This window comes from Pseudomonas sp. LTGT-11-2Z (genome assembly GCF_003691445.1).
GTDB classification, from domain to species: domain Bacteria; phylum Pseudomonadota; class Gammaproteobacteria; order Pseudomonadales; family Pseudomonadaceae; genus Aquipseudomonas; species Aquipseudomonas monteilii.
Genome location: NZ_CP033104.1, coordinates 4,323,541 through 4,342,298 on the forward strand (window position 1 = coordinate 4,323,541; position 18,758 = coordinate 4,342,298).

Sequence of the window (18,758 nt, forward strand, 5' to 3'; positions counted from 1 at the left end):
AGGGATAAAAAAACCCGGCATGTCTGCCGGGTTTTTCATTTCAGCTCAAGCTCAGGACGGCACCACCGCCGCCTGCCCGCTCATGGCCAAGTCGACCAGCTCGCGGTTGGCCACCGCGTACATCGCATAGTCGGTGCCCTGGGCATTGCGCAGGTCGTCCAGCATGGCGCGCCAGCGCTCCACCATCACCCGGTGCTGCTCGGCCCACAGCGCCACGCGGGCGTCCATGTCTTCCGGTGCATCGGCCATCTGCAGTACCGAGATGGTGATTGCCCGTTGCTGCAGGTCAATGTCATCGCGGAACGCTTCGCGGGCCAAGGCCTGCCAGTTGTTTTCCACCGGCAGGTTGCTGATTTCCTGCAAGTACCAGGTCAGGTCCAGCGCGCTGCCCACCGCAAAGAACGCCTTGGCCACCTGCGCCGGCTCATGGCCGGTGACGTCGGCGGCTTCGATGATCGGCAGCAGGGTGTACAAGTGGCTGGTACCGGCCACCATGCGCGCCAGCAACTCCGGCACACCGGCGTCGACAAAGCCCTGGTAACGCACCATCCAGCGTTCGCGGGTCGGGCCTTCCAGCAGCTCGTCCAGCTTGAGCCCCAGCTGCGCGATCTTCGGCCCGAAGTGCGCGGTGTCGCGCCCGGCGTCCTGCTCGTTACGGCGGCTACGCAGGAACCAGCGGGTGGCACGGCGGCCCAGACGCATCAGCTCGTCCATCAGGGTGAGCTGGATTTCTGCCGGCACCTGGTAGTCCAGGGCCTCGATCTGGCGGAACCAATGCGGCAGGTGGAAGATGTCGCGCACGATCACATAGGCCCCGGCCACGTTGGCCGGGCTCATGCCGGTCGACTCCTTCAGGCGCTGGACGAAGGTGATGCCCATGTTGTTGACCAGGTCGTTGGCGATCTGGGTGCTGACGATTTCGCGCTTCAGGCGGTGGCGGCGCATGGCCTCGGCGAACTTGCTGACCAGCGACGGCGGGAAGGCGGTTTCCATGTCGCGGGTCAGGTAGTCGTCATCCGGCACCAGCGACTTGAGCAGTTGCTCCTTGAGGTCGATCTTGCTGTACGAGATCAGCACCGACAGCTCGGCGCGGGTCAGCCCCTGGCCGGCAGCCAGGCGTTCAGCCAACTGCTCTTCCGACGGCAGGAACTCGATGGCGCGGTCCAGCTTGCCACGGCCTTCCAGGTCGGCCATCAGGCGCTTGTACTCGGCAATCCGCTCGCGGGCGCGGCGGGCCGCCAGCGACAGCGCCTGGGTCTGCTTGTAGTTGTTGCCCAGCACCAGGTTGCCGACTTCGTCGGTCATGCTGCCCAGCAGCTGGTTACGCTGCTTCTCGGTCATGTCGCCACCCTGCACCACTTCGTTGAGCAGGATCTTGATGTTGACCTCGTGGTCGGAGCAGTCAACGCCGCCGGCGTTGTCGATGAAGTCGGTGTTGGTGGCGCCGCCGTTCAGGCCAAACTCCACCCGGCCAAGCTGGGTCATACCCAGGTTGCCGCCCTCGCCCACCACCTTGCAGCGCAGCTCATTGCCGTTGACCCGCAGCGCATCGTTGGCCTTGTCGCCGACATCAGCGTGGCTTTCGCTGCTGGCCTTCACGTAGGTACCGATACCGCCGTTCCACAGCAGGTCGACCGGTGCCTTGAGCAACGCGTTCAGCAGCTCGGTCGGGGTCAGGCGGTCGGCCTCGATGGCAAAGCGCTCTTTCATCTGCGGGCTGATGGTGATGCTTTTGGCACTGCGCGGGAAGATACCGCCGCCTTCAGACATGATGCTGGTGTCGTAGTCGCTCCAGGCCGAACGCGGCAGGTCGAACAGGCGCTTGCGCTCGGCAAAGCTGGACGCAGGCTCGGGGTTGGGGTCGATGAAGATGTGCAGGTGGTTGAACGCCGCCACCAGTTGCAGCTTGTCGGACATCAGCAGACCGTTGCCGAACACGTCGCCGGCCATGTCACCCACGCCGATGACGGTGATCGGGTCTTCCTGCACGTTGATGCCACGCTCGCGGAAGTGGCGCTGCACACCCACCCAGGCGCCGCGTGCGGTAATGCCCATCTTCTTGTGGTCATAACCGGCCGAACCGCCCGAGGCAAAGGCATCGCCCAGCCAGAAGCCATAATCGATCGCAATGCCGTTGGCGATGTCGGAGAAGGTGGCGGTGCCTTTGTCGGCCGCCACCACCAGGTACGGGTCATCATCGTCGTGGCGCACCACGTTGGCCGGCGGCACCACGCCACCGTCCTTGAGGTTGTCGGTGATGTCGAGCAGGCCGGAAATGAAGATGCGGTAGCACGCCACGCCTTCGGCGGCGATCTCGTCCCGGCTACCGCCCAGTGGCAGGCGGCGCGGCAGGAAACCGCCCTTGGCGCCGACCGGCACGATGACCGAGTTCTTCACCTGCTGGGCTTTGACCAGGCCCAGCACTTCGGTGCGGAAGTCTTCTTCACGGTCAGACCAGCGCAGGCCGCCACGGGCGACGTTGCCAAAGCGCAGGTGCACGCCCTCGACCCGAGGCGAATAAACGAAGATTTCGAACTTGGGCACCGGCTTGGGCAGTTCGGGGATCAGCTTGGGGTTGAACTTGAAGCTGAAGTACGACTTGTTCTGGCCGTTGGCATCCGGCTGATAGAAGTTGGTGCGCAGGGTGGCCTTGATCAGATCCAGGTAGCGCCGCAGGATGCGGTCTTCGTTGAGCACCTGCACGTCGTCGAGCGCGGTCAGGATGGCTTGTTCCAGGCGCTGCTGCTTGTCGTCGAGGTCGTCCTGGGTCAGCTTGCGCGCCAGGTAGAAGCGGGTCTTGAACAACCGGGTCAGCTCGCGGGCGATGTCGGTGTGGTTGTTCAGGGTGCTGGCGATGTAACCCAGGTCGAAGCCCAGGCGGATCTGCTTCAGGTAACGGGCGTAAGCGCGCAGCAGCGCCACGTCACGCCAAGGCAGGCCAGCGGTGAGTACCAGACGGTTGAAGGCATCGTTCTCGGCATCGCCACGCACGATGTGGATGAAGGCGTCCTGCAGGGTGTCGTTGAGCTGCTGGATATCCAGGCTCAGGCCTTCGCTGTAGGTAAAGGCAAAATCGTGAATCCAGTACTCGCGGCCACTGGCATGGCGCAGGCGATACGGGAATTCGCCCAGCACGCGCAAGCCGAGGTTTTCCAGGATCGGCAGCACGTCGGACAGCGCCAGCGGGGTGTCGGCGTGGTACAGCTTGCAGTGCAGGATGCGCTCACCCACCTGGGTCAGCGGCTGGTAGAAGCTCATGGCCAGCGGCTTGCTTTCCGACAGGTTCAGCACATGCTGCAGGTCGACAACGGCCGAGTGCGCGGCAAAGCGTTCGCGGTAGCCGGCCGGGAAGCCCTTGGGGAAATCGGCGAGGATGTTGGTGCCTTGGGCTTCGCCGAAGTTCTCCACTACCAGCGTCGAATAATCGTCATGCCACGAGCGGCAGGCCTGGATGACTTCGCGCTCCAGCTGCTGCGGGTCGATGTCGATGCGGTTTTTCGGGTCTACCCGCAGAATCAGTTGCACACGGGCCAGCACCGATTCGGAGAAGAAGGTCCAGAACTCGCAGTCGCTGGCCTTCAGGCGCTCCATCAGTACTTGCTGGATTTTCTGTCGCACTTCGGTGGAGTAGATCTCCCGCGGCACGTACGCCAGGCAGTAGCAGAAGCGGCCGTACGGGTCCTTGCGCAGGAACACGCGGATCTTGTTGCGCTCCTGGATCTGCACGATCGCCATGACGGTGGTGAACAGCTCGTCGATCGGCGTTTGGAACAGGTCGTCGCGCGGCAGCACCTCCAGCACCTGGGCCAGTTCCTTGCCGAGGTGGGCCTTGGGGTCGAAGCCCGAGCGGCGCTCGACTTCGGCTACCTTGACGCGGATGTAAGGGATGGCATGCACGCTTTCGCCATACACCGACGAGGTGTACAGGCCCATGAAGCGGTGTTCCTTGATAACCTTGCCATCGGCGTCCAGCTGGCGGATCGACACGTAGTCCGGGTAGGCCGGGCGGTGCACGCGGCTGGGCAGCGCGGCCTTGGCGAACGACAGCAGCAGCGGTTCGTTGAGGTAGGCCACGGCGTAGTCTTCGATGCGCAGCTCTTCGGCCGTCAGGCCCACGCGCAGGCGGCGCGGCAGGCCGAGGAACGACTGCTCGTCGTAAACCATCTGGCCGCCATCGGCGTCGCCCTTGACGGTGAATTCTTCATAGCCCAGGAAGGTGAAGTGGTTGTCCAGCAGCCACTCGAGGAAGGCCTTGACCTCGCCCTTTTCGTGTTGCGCCGGGCCGAAGGCGGTCTGTTCCACCTCGGCCACCACGTCACGCAGCTTGGCCTTCATCGGCTCGAAATCGGCGACTGCCACCCGCACCTCGGCCAGCACCTGCTCGATTTCGCGGGCCAGCACGGTCAGCTCTGCGGCATTGGCGCAGCGGTCGATCTCCAGGTACATCAGCGACTCGTGGCGCACGCCCTCGCCCTGGGTACCCTTGGGCAGCAGCTCCAACAACTCACCCTTGGCGCCACGGCGCACGCTGAGCACGGTGGTTTGCAGGGTGTGAATGCTATAGCCACGGCGGTTGAGCTCGGTGCGCACCGAGTCGACCAAAAACGGCAGGTCGTGGTGCAGCACCTCGACCACAGTATGGGTCGATTGCCAGCCGTTGCGCTCGTAATCAGGGTTGTACACCCGCACTTGCGGGTATTCGGGGTCGAAACGTTCGATGATGCGCCAGGCTGACAGGGTGCAGCCGGCCAGGTCGGAAAGCCTGCGCTGAGTGAGTTCGTCCAGAGAGATGATGCCGAAGAACTGCTCGGCGAACAGCGCCACTTGTGGCAGGGACTGTTCGCTGATGTGCTGCGCCAGGGCCGCTTGCAGTTGATGCTGAAAGTCGGCTTTGCTGGCTGCGGTGAAGAACGCCATCTGTGGTACTCCGCTTGGGCTTTGTAATAGTTGAAGCGTCGCTGCGTGCGCCGTGTACGGATCAACGATAGCCAACCCGTAGCAAGGCGGACGGTAAAACCAGACGTTGAACGTGCGCGGGCACGCCCAGGGCTCGCCGAAGCTTAACGACTGATCGGTCATCAACGCTTGCAGCGCTGCGACAATTTCGGTCAAGGGGCGGTAACTTTACGTTTATGCCTGTACGCAAGACTGTCAGAATTCCCTTCCATTCACTTTGATCCGAGCCCGCTCATGCAAATCAACACCGCCCTGCTCTTCGCCACCCCTTGCGATGACGAGGAAGACAACATGGCGACCCTGTGCTGCCACAGCGACAAGGGCCAGATGTTTCTGCTTACCCGCTACCCGGACGAAGACACCGTCGACCTGACCCTGGATGACGAGCCATCGACGCTGGACGGGCTGAAAGTGACCCTGAGCGCCAAGCGCCTGCTGATTGAAGTGGCAGCCGGCGACCGCGATGCGCTGAAGGGGGATGAGGTGCTGGAGATCAACCTGACCAGCGACCTGAGTGACCTGGACGAAGTGAAAGAAACCCTGGAGAACATCCTGGCCGGGACCGGGACCTTCGTCTGCGAGTTGTGAGCCCGCCTTTACTGCAACGCTGCCTGCATCTCTTGCGCCTGCACCCGCAGCGCCTCGCAAAACGGCTCCACCGCCGCCGATGCCGGCCTATGGTCTGGCCGTATCAGCATCACCTGGTACGGCACCGACACCCGCAACCTGCGGATCGGCAACCCGCCCTGCGCCGCCTCCAGCCCGCTCAACGGGTTGATGATCGCCACCCCCAACCCTTGCCTGACCATGGCACACACCGAGGCGGCACTGGTGGTCTCGATCACCGTGCGGCGGTTTACCCCCGCCGCGCGAAAGTGCTGGTCCAGGCGCTGGCGGTAAGTGTCCAGGCTGGCCAGGTTGATGAAGTCCACCTCATGAAAGTCGGCAAGTTCCAGCTCGGCTTTTGCCTGTAGCGAGTGATGCGCGGGCAGCACGCACACCATGTTGGCGCTGAACAGCAGCTCGCCATAGGCACCGCGCGGAATCTGCTCGACCTCGGTCAGGCCAAGGTCGTGCTGCTGGGCCACCAGAGACTCTTCCAGCAATGGCGATTCCTGCGCCAGGATACTCACGCTTACGCCTCGATGCTGTTGGTGGAAACGCTGGCAAGCCTTGGGCAGCAACGTCTGGGAGAACAGCGGCAGGCAAGTGATGGCCAGCCTCCCCTGCTCGAAATTGCGAATGGCCTGAGCAAAACGGTCAATCCGCTCCAGCCCGACGTAGGCGCGCTCGACCTCTTCGATCAACAGCAACGCCTGGGCGGTCGCCACCAGGCGCCCACCCTCGCGCTCGAACAGGTTCAGCCCGGTTAACTGCTCCAGCCGCGCCAGCTCGCGGCTGACAGTGGGCTGCGAGGTAAACAGCAGGCGCGCCGCCCCGGTCACACTGCCAGCGGCCATGATGGCGCGGAACACTTCGATATGGCGGACAGAGAGTTTCACAGCAGTACCCGGCAAAGTCAGCAATGGGTATATCAGATATGAATGACCGGCAGAAAAATAGCTATTTTTCTGAATTCCTGGTTTGGCTCATCCTCGTGGTCATCCTTATATGAGTAGCGCCACCATGACCGCACCTTTCTCCCTCCTGGCCGAAGCTGTCCGCCAGCACGGCTCGCCGCTGTGGGCGTACGACGCCAGCACCATCGCCGAACGTGTCGAGCAGTTGAAGGTGTTCGACACCGTACGCTTCGCCCAGAAAGCCAACCCTAACCTGCATGTGCTGCGCCTGATGCGCGCCCATGGCCTGGTGCTGGATGCCGTATCGCTGGGTGAGATGGAACGGGCCTTCGCAGCGGGTGCCCGCGTGGACGGCGACCCTGCCGGCGTGGTGCTGACCTGCGACGCGCTGGACCGGCCGACCCTGGAGCGCGTGGTGGCCTCGAAGATCGAAGTGAACGCGGGCTCCATCGACATGCTGCGCCAGCTGGGTGAACGCTCGCCCGGCCACCGCGTGTGGATCCGCATCAACCCGGGCTTTGGCCATGGCCACAGCCGCAAGACAAACACCGGCGGCGAGAACAGCAAGCACGGCATCTGGCACGGAGAGCTGGAGGAGGCACTGGCTTGCATCAAGGCCCATGGCCTGCACCTGGTGGGCGTGCACATGCACATTGGTTCCGGTGTGGACTACCAGCACCTGGAGCAGGTGGCTCGCTCGATGATCGAGCTGATTGGCCGCCTGGGCGTGAACATCGAAGCGTTTTCCATCGGCGGCGGGCTCTCCACCCCGTACCGCAGCACCGACAAGCCGGTCGACCTGCAGCGCTACGCCCAGACCTGGGCGGTGGCACGCAAGGAAATCGAAGCGATGCTCGGCCACCCGGTGCGCATGGAGATCGAGCCTGGGCGCTTCCTGGTGGCGGAGTCAGGCTACCTGGTGGCCGAAGTGCGCGCTGTGAAGCAAGTGGGGCGCAATACCTTCGTGATGATCGACGCCGGCTTCAACGACCTGATGCGCCCGGCGATGTACGGTGCGTACCACGGCATGACCCTGCTCGATGCCAACGGCCAGCCAGTGGACCGCCCGCGCCAGCCGACCGTGGTGGCCGGGCCGCTGTGCGAGTCGGGGGATGTGTTCACCCAGGATGACCAGGAACTGACCCCACAGGACCTGCCCCAGGCGCAGGTGGGCGATTTGCTGGTGATTCACGATGCCGGGGCCTATGGGGCGTCGATGTCGTCGAACTACAACAGCCGGCCGTTGCTGCCGGAGTTCCTGATCGAGGAAGGGGCGCTGCGCATGATTCGCCGGCGGCAGACCGTGCAGGACCTGCTGGGCCTGGAGGCGGGGTTCTAATCTCAGTGCTTGGGGCTGCATCGCAGCCCCAGGACAAACCCTCCTTGCAATCACCTTGGCTCATCGCGACAATGCGATCAATTCCTATTCATATTGCGAATTTGACGCCATGTCGACGCTCGATCACCAGGCCCTTCACCAGCTATACAACGAAAACAACAGCTGGCTGAAAGGCTGGCTGCGCGCCCGCCTGGGAAACGCAGCCGATGCCTCCGACCTGGCGCACGATACGTTCCTGCGGGTCATGACGGCCCGCAGCCAGCTACCCATTCGCGAACCGCGCAGCTACCTCAGCGCCATCGCCCGCTCCCTGCTGATCGACAAAGTTCGCCGCCGCGCCATCGAAAAAGCCTACCTGCAAGCCCTGGCCCTGCGACCGGAGCCGCTGGAGGTATCACCAGAGGTTCGCCTGTCGATCATCGAAATGCTGATGGCCGTGGACAGCCTGCTTGACGAACTCGGTCCCAAGACCCGTGCCATCTTTCTCGCCGTGCAACTGGAAGGCCTGACCTACGGTGCTGCGGCCGAGCGCTTCGGCGTGTCAGTCACCACGGTGAAGAATCACCTGATCAAGGCCATGACCCGCTGCCTGCTGGCAGTCGAAGGCTGAACGGTATGGACGTCAAAACCCTGGAAGCCGCTGCCACCTGGTACGTGCAGCTCAACGATGGCGACAGCAATGAAGCCCGCACCCACGCCTGGCGCCAGTGGCTGCAGGCCAGCCCTCAGCATGCCGCTGCCTGGGCGCGCGTTGAAAAGCTTCAGCAACAATGGGCCATGGTGCCGCCACACGCGGCGCTGTCCAGCCTGGGCGCGGCGCAGACGCAGCGGCGCGATGTGCTGAAAGTGCTGAGCCTGCTGCTGGCCATGGGCGGCGGCGGCTGGCTGGCAGCCGAGCAGGTGCCCTATCGCGCCTTGATGGCGCAACAACGTACCGGTACCGGCGAGCGGCGCGCTGTAGAGCTGCCGGATGGCTCGCAGCTGGAACTGAACGTGGGTACCGCGCTGGATGTGCGCTTTGACAGGAAAGTGCGGGCAATCCAGCTGTACCAGGGGGAGATCCTCGTGCGCCCGGCCAGCGACATTCAGCAGCGCCCGTTCATCGTGCACACCGACGACGGCAGCGTGCTGGCCCGCAGTACCGAGTTCAGCGTTCGCAAACTGGCACAACAGACACGCGTAGGCGTGTTGCAGGCCAGCGTCGATGTACGCCCGCAGCGCCATCCTGACCGGGTGCTGAACGTGCAGGCCGGGCAGCAAACGCGCTTTGACCAGCAAGACTTCACCCTTGCCCATGCCCTGCACGCCGACTCCACGGCCTGGCTACAGGGCATGCTGAGCGTGAACGACTGGCGCCTGGGCGACTTCATCGAAGAACTGGGCCGCTATCGGCCGGGCGTGCTGCGCTGCGCCTCATCAATCCAGGCCATGAGCATTTCCGGCGCATTCCGTATCGACGATACCGATATTGCGCTGGCCAACCTGCCGAAAACCCTGCCTGTAAAGGTGCGCTACCTCAGCCGCTACTGGGTGAATGTGGAACCCGCCTGAACGGCTGGTGAAAAAACTTTCGCTCAAATCTTGCTGATTTTGATTCTCGTCCGTCCCTGACACAAGCCGCGACGACAGCGACTTTCTGCCATAACTCGGAAGGATCACCCAATGCCTCACCTGCACCCCACCCCTACCACGCTGAGCCAGGCCGTGCGCCTGGTGCTGTTCGGCATGTCCCTGGCCAGCGCGCCAGCCTTGCTGCTGATGCCTGCCCAGGCAATGGCCCAGAGTCAGACCGCCTACCATGTTGCAGCAGGCCCACTGGGCAACGCCATCACCCAGTTTGGCGTGCAGGCGGGCGTCACCATTTCGTTCGACACCGAACAAACCCGCAACCTGAACAGCGCAGGCCTGGAGGGCAGCTACAGCATTGAAGAAGGGTTGGTGCGCCTACTGGGCAACAGTGGTTTTCAGGCACAGCGCCAGGGCAATGGCGGTTACGTGTTGGTGCCGTCAGACAACGGCTCGGCAATGGAGTTGGGGCCACTGAACATCGATGCCAATCGGCTGGATGCGACCAGCGAAGGCACTCAGTCTTACACCGCCCGCGCCGTGACCATCGGCAAGGGTGTGCACACGCTGAAGGAAACCCCGCAGTCGGTCACCGTCATGACCCGCAAGATGCTCGACGACCAGAACCTCAACACCCTGGAACAGGTGCTGGACAAGACCCCGGGCATCACCGTGTACGACTCGCCCATGGGCGGCAAGTATTTCTATTCCCGCGGTTTCAACCTGGACGGCCAGTACCAGTACGACGGCGTGCCGCTGGATGTGGGTGGCAACTACGTGCAGGCCAACAGCTTTTCCAGCGACATGGCCTTCTATGACCGCGTCGAAATTCTCAAGGGTGCGGCTGGCATGATGAAGGGCTCCGGTTCCTCCGCCGGTGGCGTCAACTTCGTGCGCAAACGCGGCCAGGAAAAAGCCGCTACCACCGTCACCCTGTCTGCCGGTAGCTGGGACAACTACCGCGGCCAGGTCGATGTGGGCGGCCCGCTCAACGAATCCGGCACGGTGCGTGGCCGGGCCGTGGCGGCGCTGCAGGACCGTCAGTACTTCTATGACATTGCCAAGCGCCAGGACCAGATTCTGTACGGCGCCATCGACTGGGATGTCAGCCCCGACACTACGCTGGGCTTTGGCCTGGCCTATGAGGATGTCGATGCCACACCGTGCTATGCCGGTGTGCCACGCTACGCCGATGGCAGTGACCTGAAGCTGTCGCGTTCCACCTGCCTGGGGGTCAGCTGGAACGACCTGCAAAGCCAGCGCATTACCGGCTTTGCCGACCTCAAGCACCACTTCAACGATGACTGGACGCTGAACTTTGCCTCGATCTACACCCACAACAACCAGAACATCGAATACGCCTACTCCGAAGGCACGGTACCGGTCGGCGCCAGCACCGGCAGCATGAGCGTGCGAGCCGGTCGTTTCGACTACGACCAGGACGACTATGGCTTCGATACCTATGTCGATGGCAAATTCGAGGCGTTCGGCCTGCAGCACGAACTGATCATCGGTGCCAACGCCAGCCGGCAGAAAACCCATGACTACTTCGCGCTGATGCTGCTGGACGGCAAGCAGAACCCATTCGACCCGTCTGCACATTTCCCACACCCGTCCAAAGCCGATTACCTGGTCAACCCGACCCGCGGTGGCAGCGTGCCAACCGACTCCACCACCACGCAATACGGCACTTACGCCAACCTGCGCCTGAAGCTGGCAGAGCCGCTGACCCTGGTGCTGGGTGCACGGGTCAGCTGGTACCGCAACAAGAGCGACTCCTATACCCAGTACTATGATTACTGGGTGAATAACCGCAGCGAAGAAAACGGCCAGGTCACGCCGTTCGCCGCCGTGCTGTACGACCTGAACAACCAGTGGACCGCCTACGCCAGCTACGCCGACATCTTCCAGCCGCAAAGCGACAAAGTGGACGCCGAGCGGCAGTCACTCCAGCCCAAGACCGGTGCCAACTACGAGATTGGCATCAAGGGCGAGCTGCTTGAGGGTGCCCTGAATACTTCGTTCAACCTGTTCCGCACCGTCGAGAATCACCGCGCAGAAAGCGACTACATCGAGACCTGTCCGTCAGGCGACGGCTATTGCTACACCGACAGCGGCAAGGTGCGTGCGCAGGGCTTCGAAGCCGAGATCAGCGGCTCGCCCATCGAGCGCCTGCAATTGTTGGCAGGCTACACCTACACCCAGACCAAGTACCTGAAGACCATCGAGGACACCGACCCCACCGAGCTGACCTTCACCTCCAGCTTCATCCCGCGGCACATGCTCAAGGTGTGGGGTGACTACCAACTGGGCGGCGCCTTGGAGCGCTGGACCTTGGGTACCGGTTTCAACAGCCAGAGCGAGAACTTCCGTACCACCGGCAAGACCCGCGTCGAGCAGCCTGGCTACACCGTGTGGAACGGCCGCGTGCAGTACCGGCTTGACCAGAACTGGACCGTCGCCCTCAACGGCAACAACCTGTTCGACAAGAAGTACTACGCCACCATCGGCGCGCCGGGCTGGGGCAACTTCTATGGCGAACCGCGTAACTTCATGGTGACGTTGCAAGGGGCGTTCTGAGGCCCTGTTTATCCTTGGGTCGAAGCGCTGTTCTGGGCGGACGAGCGATACCGGGCGCTGCAGGCATTCGGCTGGACCGATAGCGTGCAACCGCAAACTGACGGCGCCGAGTTGACGCTATACGTCTGGCGTGAGTTTTGTGAGCGCCCTGAGCCACCGGCGATACAAACCTGATCGGTGTACTGCCCAGCTGCCTGGTGCAGCCGGGGGATGGCCTGCAGGTGGTGGAGCCGCCGCGGGCCTGAGGGTGGCGAAACAGCAGGATCTTTGCAGGCTGACTTGTCGGCCCGCACCACCCTGCCCTGCAGGGTGCGCAGCACCTTGCGCTTGGCATTGGCTGGCAGCCCTCTGGTCTGGCTGATGCCAACCGTCACATCGCCTGCTGCCAGCAAATCCGGTATGCGCCAGTAATCCACATGCTGCACAACCACCACCACGTTCGGCGCCTCCACCCGCAGGGCCCGCAGCAGTGGCGGCAGCAAGCCCGACTCCACGTCATCGGACAAACCGATTCGGAACGTCATGTTGCTGGTCGCCGGGTCAAAGTCATGGGACAGGCTGAGGGCGATGGACATCGCATCCAGCGCCGGGGTGAGGTACTTGATCACCTCTTCGGCCCTGACCGACGGTTCCATGCGGTTGCCCACACGGATCAGCAACGGGTCGTTGAACATCGCCCGTAACCTGGCCAGCGCGGCGCTGACCGTGGGCTGGGCGATGAACAGTTTTTCTGCCGCACGGGTGAGGTTGCGCTCCTGCATCAGGGCTTCGAACACCACCATCAGGTTGATATCGGCTTTGCGCAGTTCGTTTCGGTTCATTGGCGCTCCCGGGGCCATGCTTGTTTTGCGGGTCAATTGCAGCATTGACAGTAATCCTGACCCAGTCAAAGGTGCAGACTTGTATCGCCAGTGCTGGCAACCTACTTTCCAAAGCCCGAATCAGGCTGCGTTGCCCCAGACAACCCAATCCGGGTACCCTTTCCACTCTTCCCTTCCGGCTTCCCCTGCCGTGCACCGCCCAGGCGTTGATTCGCGAAGCAGTCATTCATGATGCCGACCCTTGCATGGCCGCCAATCCCCGGCGTGCCCACCCGCCATCAATACATTCAGGATGACCTCATGATCATTCGCCAAGGCATCGCGACCGACTACCCGCAGCTGCTCGACATCTGGCTGCGCGCCGTTCGCGCAACGCTTCATGGGCAAAGCATTGGCCGCGCGCTGCTGGACTTCGGCCGCCAATCGCGCCATTCAATGAGTGTCGACGTCAACGAGCAATACCCGCAGGCTGTGGGCTTCTACCAGCATTACGGTTTCATCCAGACAGGCCGTCCCCCCTGGATGGCGAAGGCCGGCCATTTCCGTTGCTGCGCATGAGCTTGCCCATAGGGAGTGATTGAGACGCACGCATGGCAATGGGTCACCAGGTGCTTGCCGTAAGATATGCAGCGCCTTCGAAATCGAGCGCCGTATCAATTACGTCGAACAATAAGAAAAATAAGAAAAGCCCTGAACACCCAGAATTATGTTTCTTAATTAATGCCAAACACGCGATCTAGACTCACTAATCCTCCCTTTACCCGCTGGGGGCGAGCCTGAGCGCCGACAGTGCCGACAACGTGATCATCCCGTCCACGGTGGTGCGTGGCATTGGCCAGCCGTTCATCATGGTGGCGTTGTCGGTGCTGGCGGTGGCCGGGCTGGACAAGCGCGAGCCCGGCTCAGCTTCGGCGGTGTTCTCCATGCTGCGCGCCCAGCGGGCCGCGTGAGGGGGCTGGTACACTGTGCCTCCACACACTGTGCCCGACAGACCAACCGTATGAACCCGACGCGCTACGCCATCGTGGCAAAGGACTTGATGCAAGGCATCGCCAGCGGCCGCTATCCGGTGGGCAGCCTGCTGCCGACCGAGTTCGAGCTGTGCGACCTGTACGGCGTAAGCCGGCACACGGTGCGTGCGGCCATCGACCAACTGCTCGAACAAGGGCTGGTTTCGCGGCGCAAACGCGTGGGCACCCGGGTGGAGGCCAGCAGCCCGCTCGGTGGCTATTCACAGTCGCTGGCCAGCGTGGCCGACCTTGCACACCTGGCCGAAACCCAGCAGCGAGAAATCCAGGATGTGAGGCACTTCGTCGCCGACCTGAGCGAGGCGGCACGGTTAGGGTTGGTACCGGGGGAGCATTACTTCTGCGTGTCCAGCATCCGCATCGACCGCCTGCACAGTGCGGCGCCCCTGTGCTGGACCGACGTGTATGCGCAGCGGGACTACGCCGATGTCATCGAACTGGCCCGCGAGCACCCCGACCAACTGATTGCCGGGTTGATCGAACAGCACTATGGCCGGGCGATCGCGGTGGTCGACCAGCAAGTGCGGGCGGTGTTGCTGACAGCAGAAATGGCCCGGGCGCTGAAGGCCGAGGCAGGTTCACCGGGGTTGAAGATCATTCGCCATTATCGCGAGGAAAACGGCGATTTGATGGCGGTTTCCGAGACGGTGCATCCGGATGACCGCTTTACCCTGGTCACCCAGATGCGCCGGGATCGCTCGCCTGTCTGATCCCAGGCATTCAAGGCCGCTCCTAGAGGGGCCGCAATTGCTGCTCGGCCTCGATCAATTGCTTGCTGCGCACCGACACCACCCGATGATCACGCGCCAGCCACCCATACACCGTCGGCAGCACGAACAACGTGAACAAGGTGCCCACCAACATCCCGCACACAATCACCACCCCAAGCCCGAAGCGGCTGTTGGCCCCGGCACCACTGGCGAACAGCAACGGCAGCACGCCAAAGGTCATCGCCGCCGTGGTCATCAGCACAGGCCGCAAACGTATCTGCGCAGCACGGACGATAGCCGTCGCCCGATCAAGGTTGTCGCGCACCTGGATCTCGTTGGCGAACTCCACCATCAGGATGCCGTGCTTGCTGATCAGGCCAATCAACGTCACCAGTCCGATCTGCGTGTAGATGTTCAACGTGGCCCAGCCTAGCGCCAGCGGCAGCAGCGCACCGCAGATCGACAGCGGCACGGTCACCAGAATGATCAGCGGATCCACCAGGCTTTCGTACTGCGCCGCCAGCACCAGGTAGATCACCACCAATGCGGCAAGAAACGCCCACATCAGGGCAAAGCCCTCCTGCACGTACTGCCGTGATTCCGATTGCCAGTCGTGGCTGAAGCCAGGCGGCAACTCACTGGCCAGCTGCTCAAGAAATGCCACGGCATTGCCCATCGACACACCCGGCGCCGGTATCGCCTGCAAGGTGCTGGCATTTTGCTGATCGAATTGCAGCAAGCGATTAGGCGCAACCTCGATATCCAGGTGCACCACCGTGGCCAGCGGCACCAGGCTGTCGTCCTCGGCGCGCACATATTGGCGGTTCAACGCCGCAGGCGTCAGGCGCTGGTCCTGAATGCTCTGCGGAATCACGTCGTAGGAGCGTCCGAACAGGGCGAAACGGTTGAGGTACTGCTCGCCCACCAGCACACCCAGCGACTCGCCGATGGCCTGCATGCTGATGCCCAGGCTGGCTGCCTTGGCCCGGTCGATGCGCACCTTCACCACCGGGTTGTTGTAGTCCAGGTCACTGTCCACCACGGCGAACAAACCACTGTCGCGGGCACGCTGCTTGAGGGCTTCCATGGTCTGGTACAGCTCGGGGTAGTCATGGGCACTGCGCAGCACCATCTGCACCGGCAAGCCTCCGCTGGAACCCGGTAGCGAGGCCACCTGGAAGGCGAAAATGCTGCTGCCTTCGATGTCCGCTACCGCCTGTTGAAGCTGCGCCTGCACCTGTGCAGCAGAGCGCTCGCGGGCCTGCCAGGCACTGAGGTTGATGCCGCCGAAACTGGCGGCCGGGCCGTCGGTGCCGTTGATGATCCAGGTGTCGGTGGTTTCGGCAATGGACTTCATCACCTGGTCGAGCTTCTGCGCAAAGCGTTCCGCATAGTCCAGGCTGGCATGCTGCGGCGATTTGATAGCCGTGAGCACCGCCGCCTGGTCCTCGGGGGGTGCCAGTTCGCGCTGTGGCAGCAGGTACAGCCAGGGCAGGCTCAGGCACACCAGCAGTCCCACGCCGCCACTGATCCAGCGATGAGACAGGGTGTAAGCCAGCACCCGCCCGTAAGCCCCGGTCAGCGCCCCGAACAACCGGTCCGCCAGGTTGGCCATTGCGCCGTGCTGCTGACCGGGTTGCAGCAGCAGCGAGCTCATCACCGGCGACAAAGTAAGCGCCACCACGCCAGACACGATCACCGCCCCCGCCAGGGTCAAGGCGAACTCGCGGAACAGCGTGCCGGTCAGCCCGCCCATCAGCCCGATTGGTGCATACACCGCCGCCAGCGTGAGGGTCATGGCAATCACCGGCCCGGCAATTTCCCGTGCCCCGGCCAAGGCTGCGGCGACCGGCGACTTGCCCTCCTCGATATGGCGGTGCACGTTCTCCACCACCACGATGGCATCGTCCACCACCAGGCCGATGGCCAATACCATCGCCAGCAAGGTCAGCAAGTTGAGGCTGAAACCGAACAACAGCATCAGGCCCGCAGCCCCGAGCATCGACAACGGGATGGCCACCACCGCAATCAACACACTGCGCAGCGAACCCAGGCACAGCCAGATCACCAGCACCACGATCAGCATCGCTTCTATCAGGGTGCGCAGCACCTCGTGGATCGAGGCGTCGATGAAGCGTGCGGTCTCGTAGGCCAACGCCACATGCACGCCCGGTGGCAGGGTCTGCTGAATCTGCGGCAGCAGCTGGCGAATGCCCTCGACAATCACCAGCGGGTTGCCGGTTGGCGTGGGGAACAAGCCCAGGTGCACGGCCGGTTTGCCATCCATGGTGGCACTGGTCTGGGTGGCCGCCGCACTCAGCTCGACGGTGCCGACATCGCGCAGGCGTACCAGGTCGGTGCCCGCGTTACGGATGATCAGTTCGCGAAAGTCCTCGACCCGGGTGAGGTCGGTGTCCACCTGGATATCGGCCAGCACGTACTGGCCGCGCACCTGGCCGGGCGTCGCCTGGTAGTTGTTGGCACGCACTGCCTGCGCCACATCGGCTGCCGTCACCCCGCGCCCGGCCATTCGCTCGCTGTCCAGCCACAGGCGCATCGCCAGGCGTTGCCCGCCGAACGACTGCACCTTGGCCACGCCGTCGATGCCGGAGAACTGCGGTTCCACCACCCGCGACAGGTAATCGCTCAGCTCGGGTATCGACAAGGTATCACTGGCAAAGCCTACGTAGGCCACGGCAGTGGAGTCACCTGCCGACAGCTCCACCACCGGGTCGTAGGCTTTTTCCGGCAGGCGATAGCGCACCTGATTGACCTTGGCCATGGTCTCGGCCAGCGCCTGGGTCGAGTCGCGGTTCAGCACCATGCGCAGGGTAATCAGGCTGCGCCCCTGCTGCGATGACGAGGACAGGTAGTCGATGCCCTCCACCGAAGACACCGCCTGGGTAATCGGTTGGGTCACGAAGCCTTGCATCAGCTCGGCAGAGGCCCCGGGATACTCGGTGCTGATGGTGATGGTCGAGCTTTCCAGCAACGGGTACTGGCGGATCGGCAGTTTGCCCATGGCAAACAGCCCCAGCAGGATGATCAGGCTGCTGACCACCAGCGCCAACACCGGGCGGCGCACGAAGACGTCGGTGAACTTCACGATTGCCGCCCTCCCTGGCTGGCCTGCAGGCTGTCCTGGGTCACCGGCTCGACAGACATGCCATCGTTCAGTTTCAGCTGGCCAGAGACCACCACCTGATCACCCGGCGCAAGGCCAGAGGTCACTTCCACCCGCCCCTGCCAGCGCTCACCGGTGGTGACCTGCACCCGTTTCACACGGGTGCCATGCTCCGCGTCCCGGGTGGCGACGAATACCGTCTGCCCATAGGCGGTGTAGGTAATTGCGGTTTCCGGTACGGCCAGCACGGTCGATGGCTGCGCCGCGTCCAGACGTACGCTGGCGTACATGCCCGGCTGCAATTGCCCGTTCGGGTTCGCCAAGGCGGCCTGCACCTGCACCAGGCGCGCCTTGCTGACAACCGGGTCGACTGCCACCACCTGGGCCTGGAGGCCTTGGCCGCGCACGGCATCCACACCCAGTGCCAGCACCTGCCCCACCTGCACGTCGGGCGCGGCCTGCTCGCCCAGGGAGAAGTTGACGTGTAACTGGCGGGTATCTGCCAGGCTGACGATGGTCTCGCCAGCGCCCAGGTATTGGCCCTGATGTACCCGGCGAATACCCAGCTTGCCGGCGAACGGTGCACGGATGGCCTTCTGCGCGATCAACGCCTCGACGTGCTGCAACTCGCCACTGGCCACATCCACGGCAGTGGCGGCGTTATCGAACAGTTCTTGCGATACAGCACGCATAGCTAACAGTTTGCGGCTGCGCTGCAACACCACCTCGGCGTTGCGCAGTTTGGCCCGCAACTGCACGCGCTGGGCCTGCTCCGGGGCGTCATTGAGCTGCACCAACACCTGCCCGGCCGTGACGGTCTGCCCAGACTCGAAAGCAATACGGGTAATGCGCCCCGCCACCTCGGCCGCCACCTGCACCTGGTTGACCGCCTCCAGCTCCCCCGAGGCAAAGTTCTGCCGCGCCACCTGCACCTGCTCGGCCGTGGCCAGCGCCACCTTGGTTGCCGGCCATGCGGCAGCAGAGGGTTGCATCGAGCTGTTGCCCACCAGCGCATAGGCGCCCGCCAGCACACCTGCCACAACGCCGGCACAGGCCAGTAACGTCCTTTTGTTCATGCAGTGCTCCGATCAATCAGGAAAGCGGTTGCGGGGAA

At 63.3% G+C, this 18,758-nt stretch carries 11 protein-coding genes and 2 pseudogenes; 8 read left to right on the plus strand and 5 right to left on the minus strand.

Annotated elements, in window-relative coordinates; translation table 11 throughout:
* Nucleotides 1-51: 51 nt before the first annotated feature.
* The gene (locus D8767_RS20305) at nucleotides 52-4,917 is read right to left on the minus strand and encodes an NAD-glutamate dehydrogenase (protein ID WP_016714843.1); all 4,866 of its coding nucleotides are present in this window, start codon (nucleotides 4,915-4,917) and stop codon (nucleotides 52-54) included.
* A gap of 273 nt (nucleotides 4,918-5,190) precedes the next feature.
* On the opposite strand from D8767_RS20305, the gene D8767_RS20310 reads away from it, so the two are divergent.
* Nucleotides 5,191-5,544 carry a hypothetical protein gene (locus tag D8767_RS20310; RefSeq protein WP_009684028.1) on the plus strand — a complete coding sequence of 118 codons (354 nt, stop codon included), beginning with the start codon at nucleotides 5,191-5,193 and terminating at the stop codon, nucleotides 5,542-5,544.
* A gap of 8 nt (nucleotides 5,545-5,552) precedes the next feature.
* Here the strand turns inward: D8767_RS20310 and D8767_RS20315 are convergent, their stop codons facing one another.
* Nucleotides 5,553-6,458 carry a LysR family transcriptional regulator gene (locus D8767_RS20315; protein ID WP_020371282.1) on the minus strand — a complete coding sequence of 302 codons (906 nt, stop codon included), beginning with the start codon at nucleotides 6,456-6,458 and terminating at the stop codon, nucleotides 5,553-5,555.
* Nucleotides 6,459-6,582: 124 nt separating this feature from the next.
* Between D8767_RS20315 and lysA the strand changes: the two genes are divergently transcribed.
* From lysA to D8767_RS20335, 4 genes are all read left to right on the plus strand, one after another.
* A complete protein-coding gene (gene lysA / locus D8767_RS20320) occupies nucleotides 6,583-7,815 on the plus strand; it encodes a diaminopimelate decarboxylase (protein WP_016714841.1) in 1,233 nt (410 codons plus the stop codon).
* Nucleotides 7,816-7,924: 109 nt separating this feature from the next.
* A complete protein-coding gene (locus D8767_RS20325; protein WP_016714840.1) occupies nucleotides 7,925-8,425 on the plus strand; it encodes a sigma-70 family RNA polymerase sigma factor in 501 nt (166 codons plus the stop codon).
* Nucleotides 8,426-8,430: 5 nt separating this feature from the next.
* Entirely contained in the window at nucleotides 8,431-9,366 is a 936-nt protein-coding gene (locus tag D8767_RS20330) for a FecR domain-containing protein (protein WP_016714839.1), read from the plus strand.
* A 111-nt stretch (nucleotides 9,367-9,477) separates the two neighbouring features.
* On the plus strand, nucleotides 9,478-11,961 hold the full coding sequence (locus D8767_RS20335) for a TonB-dependent receptor (protein ID WP_016714838.1): 2,484 nt from the start codon (nucleotides 9,478-9,480) through the stop codon (nucleotides 11,959-11,961).
* Nucleotides 11,962-11,969: 8 nt separating this feature from the next.
* Here D8767_RS20335 and D8767_RS20345 read toward each other — a convergent pair whose 3' ends face one another.
* On the minus strand, nucleotides 11,970-12,782 hold the full coding sequence (locus D8767_RS20345; RefSeq protein ID WP_016714837.1) for a LysR family transcriptional regulator: 813 nt from the start codon (nucleotides 12,780-12,782) through the stop codon (nucleotides 11,970-11,972).
* 300 nt (nucleotides 12,783-13,082) lie between these two features.
* Here D8767_RS20345 and D8767_RS20350 point away from each other — a divergent pair.
* From D8767_RS20350 to D8767_RS20355, 3 genes and pseudogenes are all read left to right on the plus strand, one after another.
* A pseudogene (locus tag D8767_RS20350) lies at nucleotides 13,083-13,363 on the plus strand (GNAT family N-acetyltransferase).
* Between the two features lie 183 nt (nucleotides 13,364-13,546).
* Nucleotides 13,547-13,714: pseudogene (locus D8767_RS28845) on the plus strand (EmrB/QacA family drug resistance transporter); the annotation flags it as partial.
* A gap of 68 nt (nucleotides 13,715-13,782) precedes the next feature.
* A complete protein-coding gene (locus D8767_RS20355) occupies nucleotides 13,783-14,520 on the plus strand; it encodes a GntR family transcriptional regulator (protein WP_016714835.1) in 738 nt (245 codons plus the stop codon).
* 22 nt (nucleotides 14,521-14,542) lie between these two features.
* Here D8767_RS20355 and D8767_RS20360 read toward each other — a convergent pair whose 3' ends face one another.
* Both D8767_RS20360 and D8767_RS20365 read right to left on the minus strand, forming a co-directional pair.
* Entirely contained in the window at nucleotides 14,543-17,626 is a 3,084-nt protein-coding gene (locus D8767_RS20360; RefSeq protein WP_016714834.1) for a MexW/MexI family multidrug efflux RND transporter permease subunit, read from the minus strand.
* Complete coding sequence (locus D8767_RS20365) at nucleotides 17,623-18,720, minus strand: efflux RND transporter periplasmic adaptor subunit (RefSeq protein WP_016714833.1); 1,098 nt, start codon at nucleotides 18,718-18,720, stop codon at nucleotides 17,623-17,625. The genes D8767_RS20360 and D8767_RS20365 overlap by 4 nt, the downstream gene beginning before the upstream one ends.
* Nucleotides 18,721-18,758: the final 38 nt, after the last annotated feature.

Excerpts from the sequence above, each read along its gene's own strand:
- D8767_RS20310 (WP_009684028.1), top strand. The coding sequence starts at position 5,191 with ATGCAAATCAACACCGCCCTGCTCTTCGCCACCCCTTGCGATGACGAG.
- D8767_RS20365 (WP_016714833.1), bottom strand. The coding sequence starts at position 18,720 with ATGAACAAAAGGACGTTACTGGCCTGTGCCGGCGTTGTGGCAGGTGTG.
- D8767_RS20305 (WP_016714843.1), bottom strand. The coding sequence starts at position 4,917 with ATGGCGTTCTTCACCGCAGCCAGCAAAGCCGACTTTCAGCATCAACTG.
- D8767_RS20325 (WP_016714840.1), top strand. The coding sequence starts at position 7,925 with ATGTCGACGCTCGATCACCAGGCCCTTCACCAGCTATACAACGAAAAC.
- D8767_RS20330 (WP_016714839.1), top strand. The coding sequence starts at position 8,431 with ATGGACGTCAAAACCCTGGAAGCCGCTGCCACCTGGTACGTGCAGCTC.
- D8767_RS20335 (WP_016714838.1), top strand. The coding sequence starts at position 9,478 with ATGCCTCACCTGCACCCCACCCCTACCACGCTGAGCCAGGCCGTGCGC.
- D8767_RS20345 (WP_016714837.1), bottom strand. The coding sequence starts at position 12,782 with ATGAACCGAAACGAACTGCGCAAAGCCGATATCAACCTGATGGTGGTG.
- D8767_RS20355 (WP_016714835.1), top strand. The coding sequence starts at position 13,783 with ATGAACCCGACGCGCTACGCCATCGTGGCAAAGGACTTGATGCAAGGC.
- lysA (WP_016714841.1), top strand. The coding sequence starts at position 6,583 with ATGACCGCACCTTTCTCCCTCCTGGCCGAAGCTGTCCGCCAGCACGGC.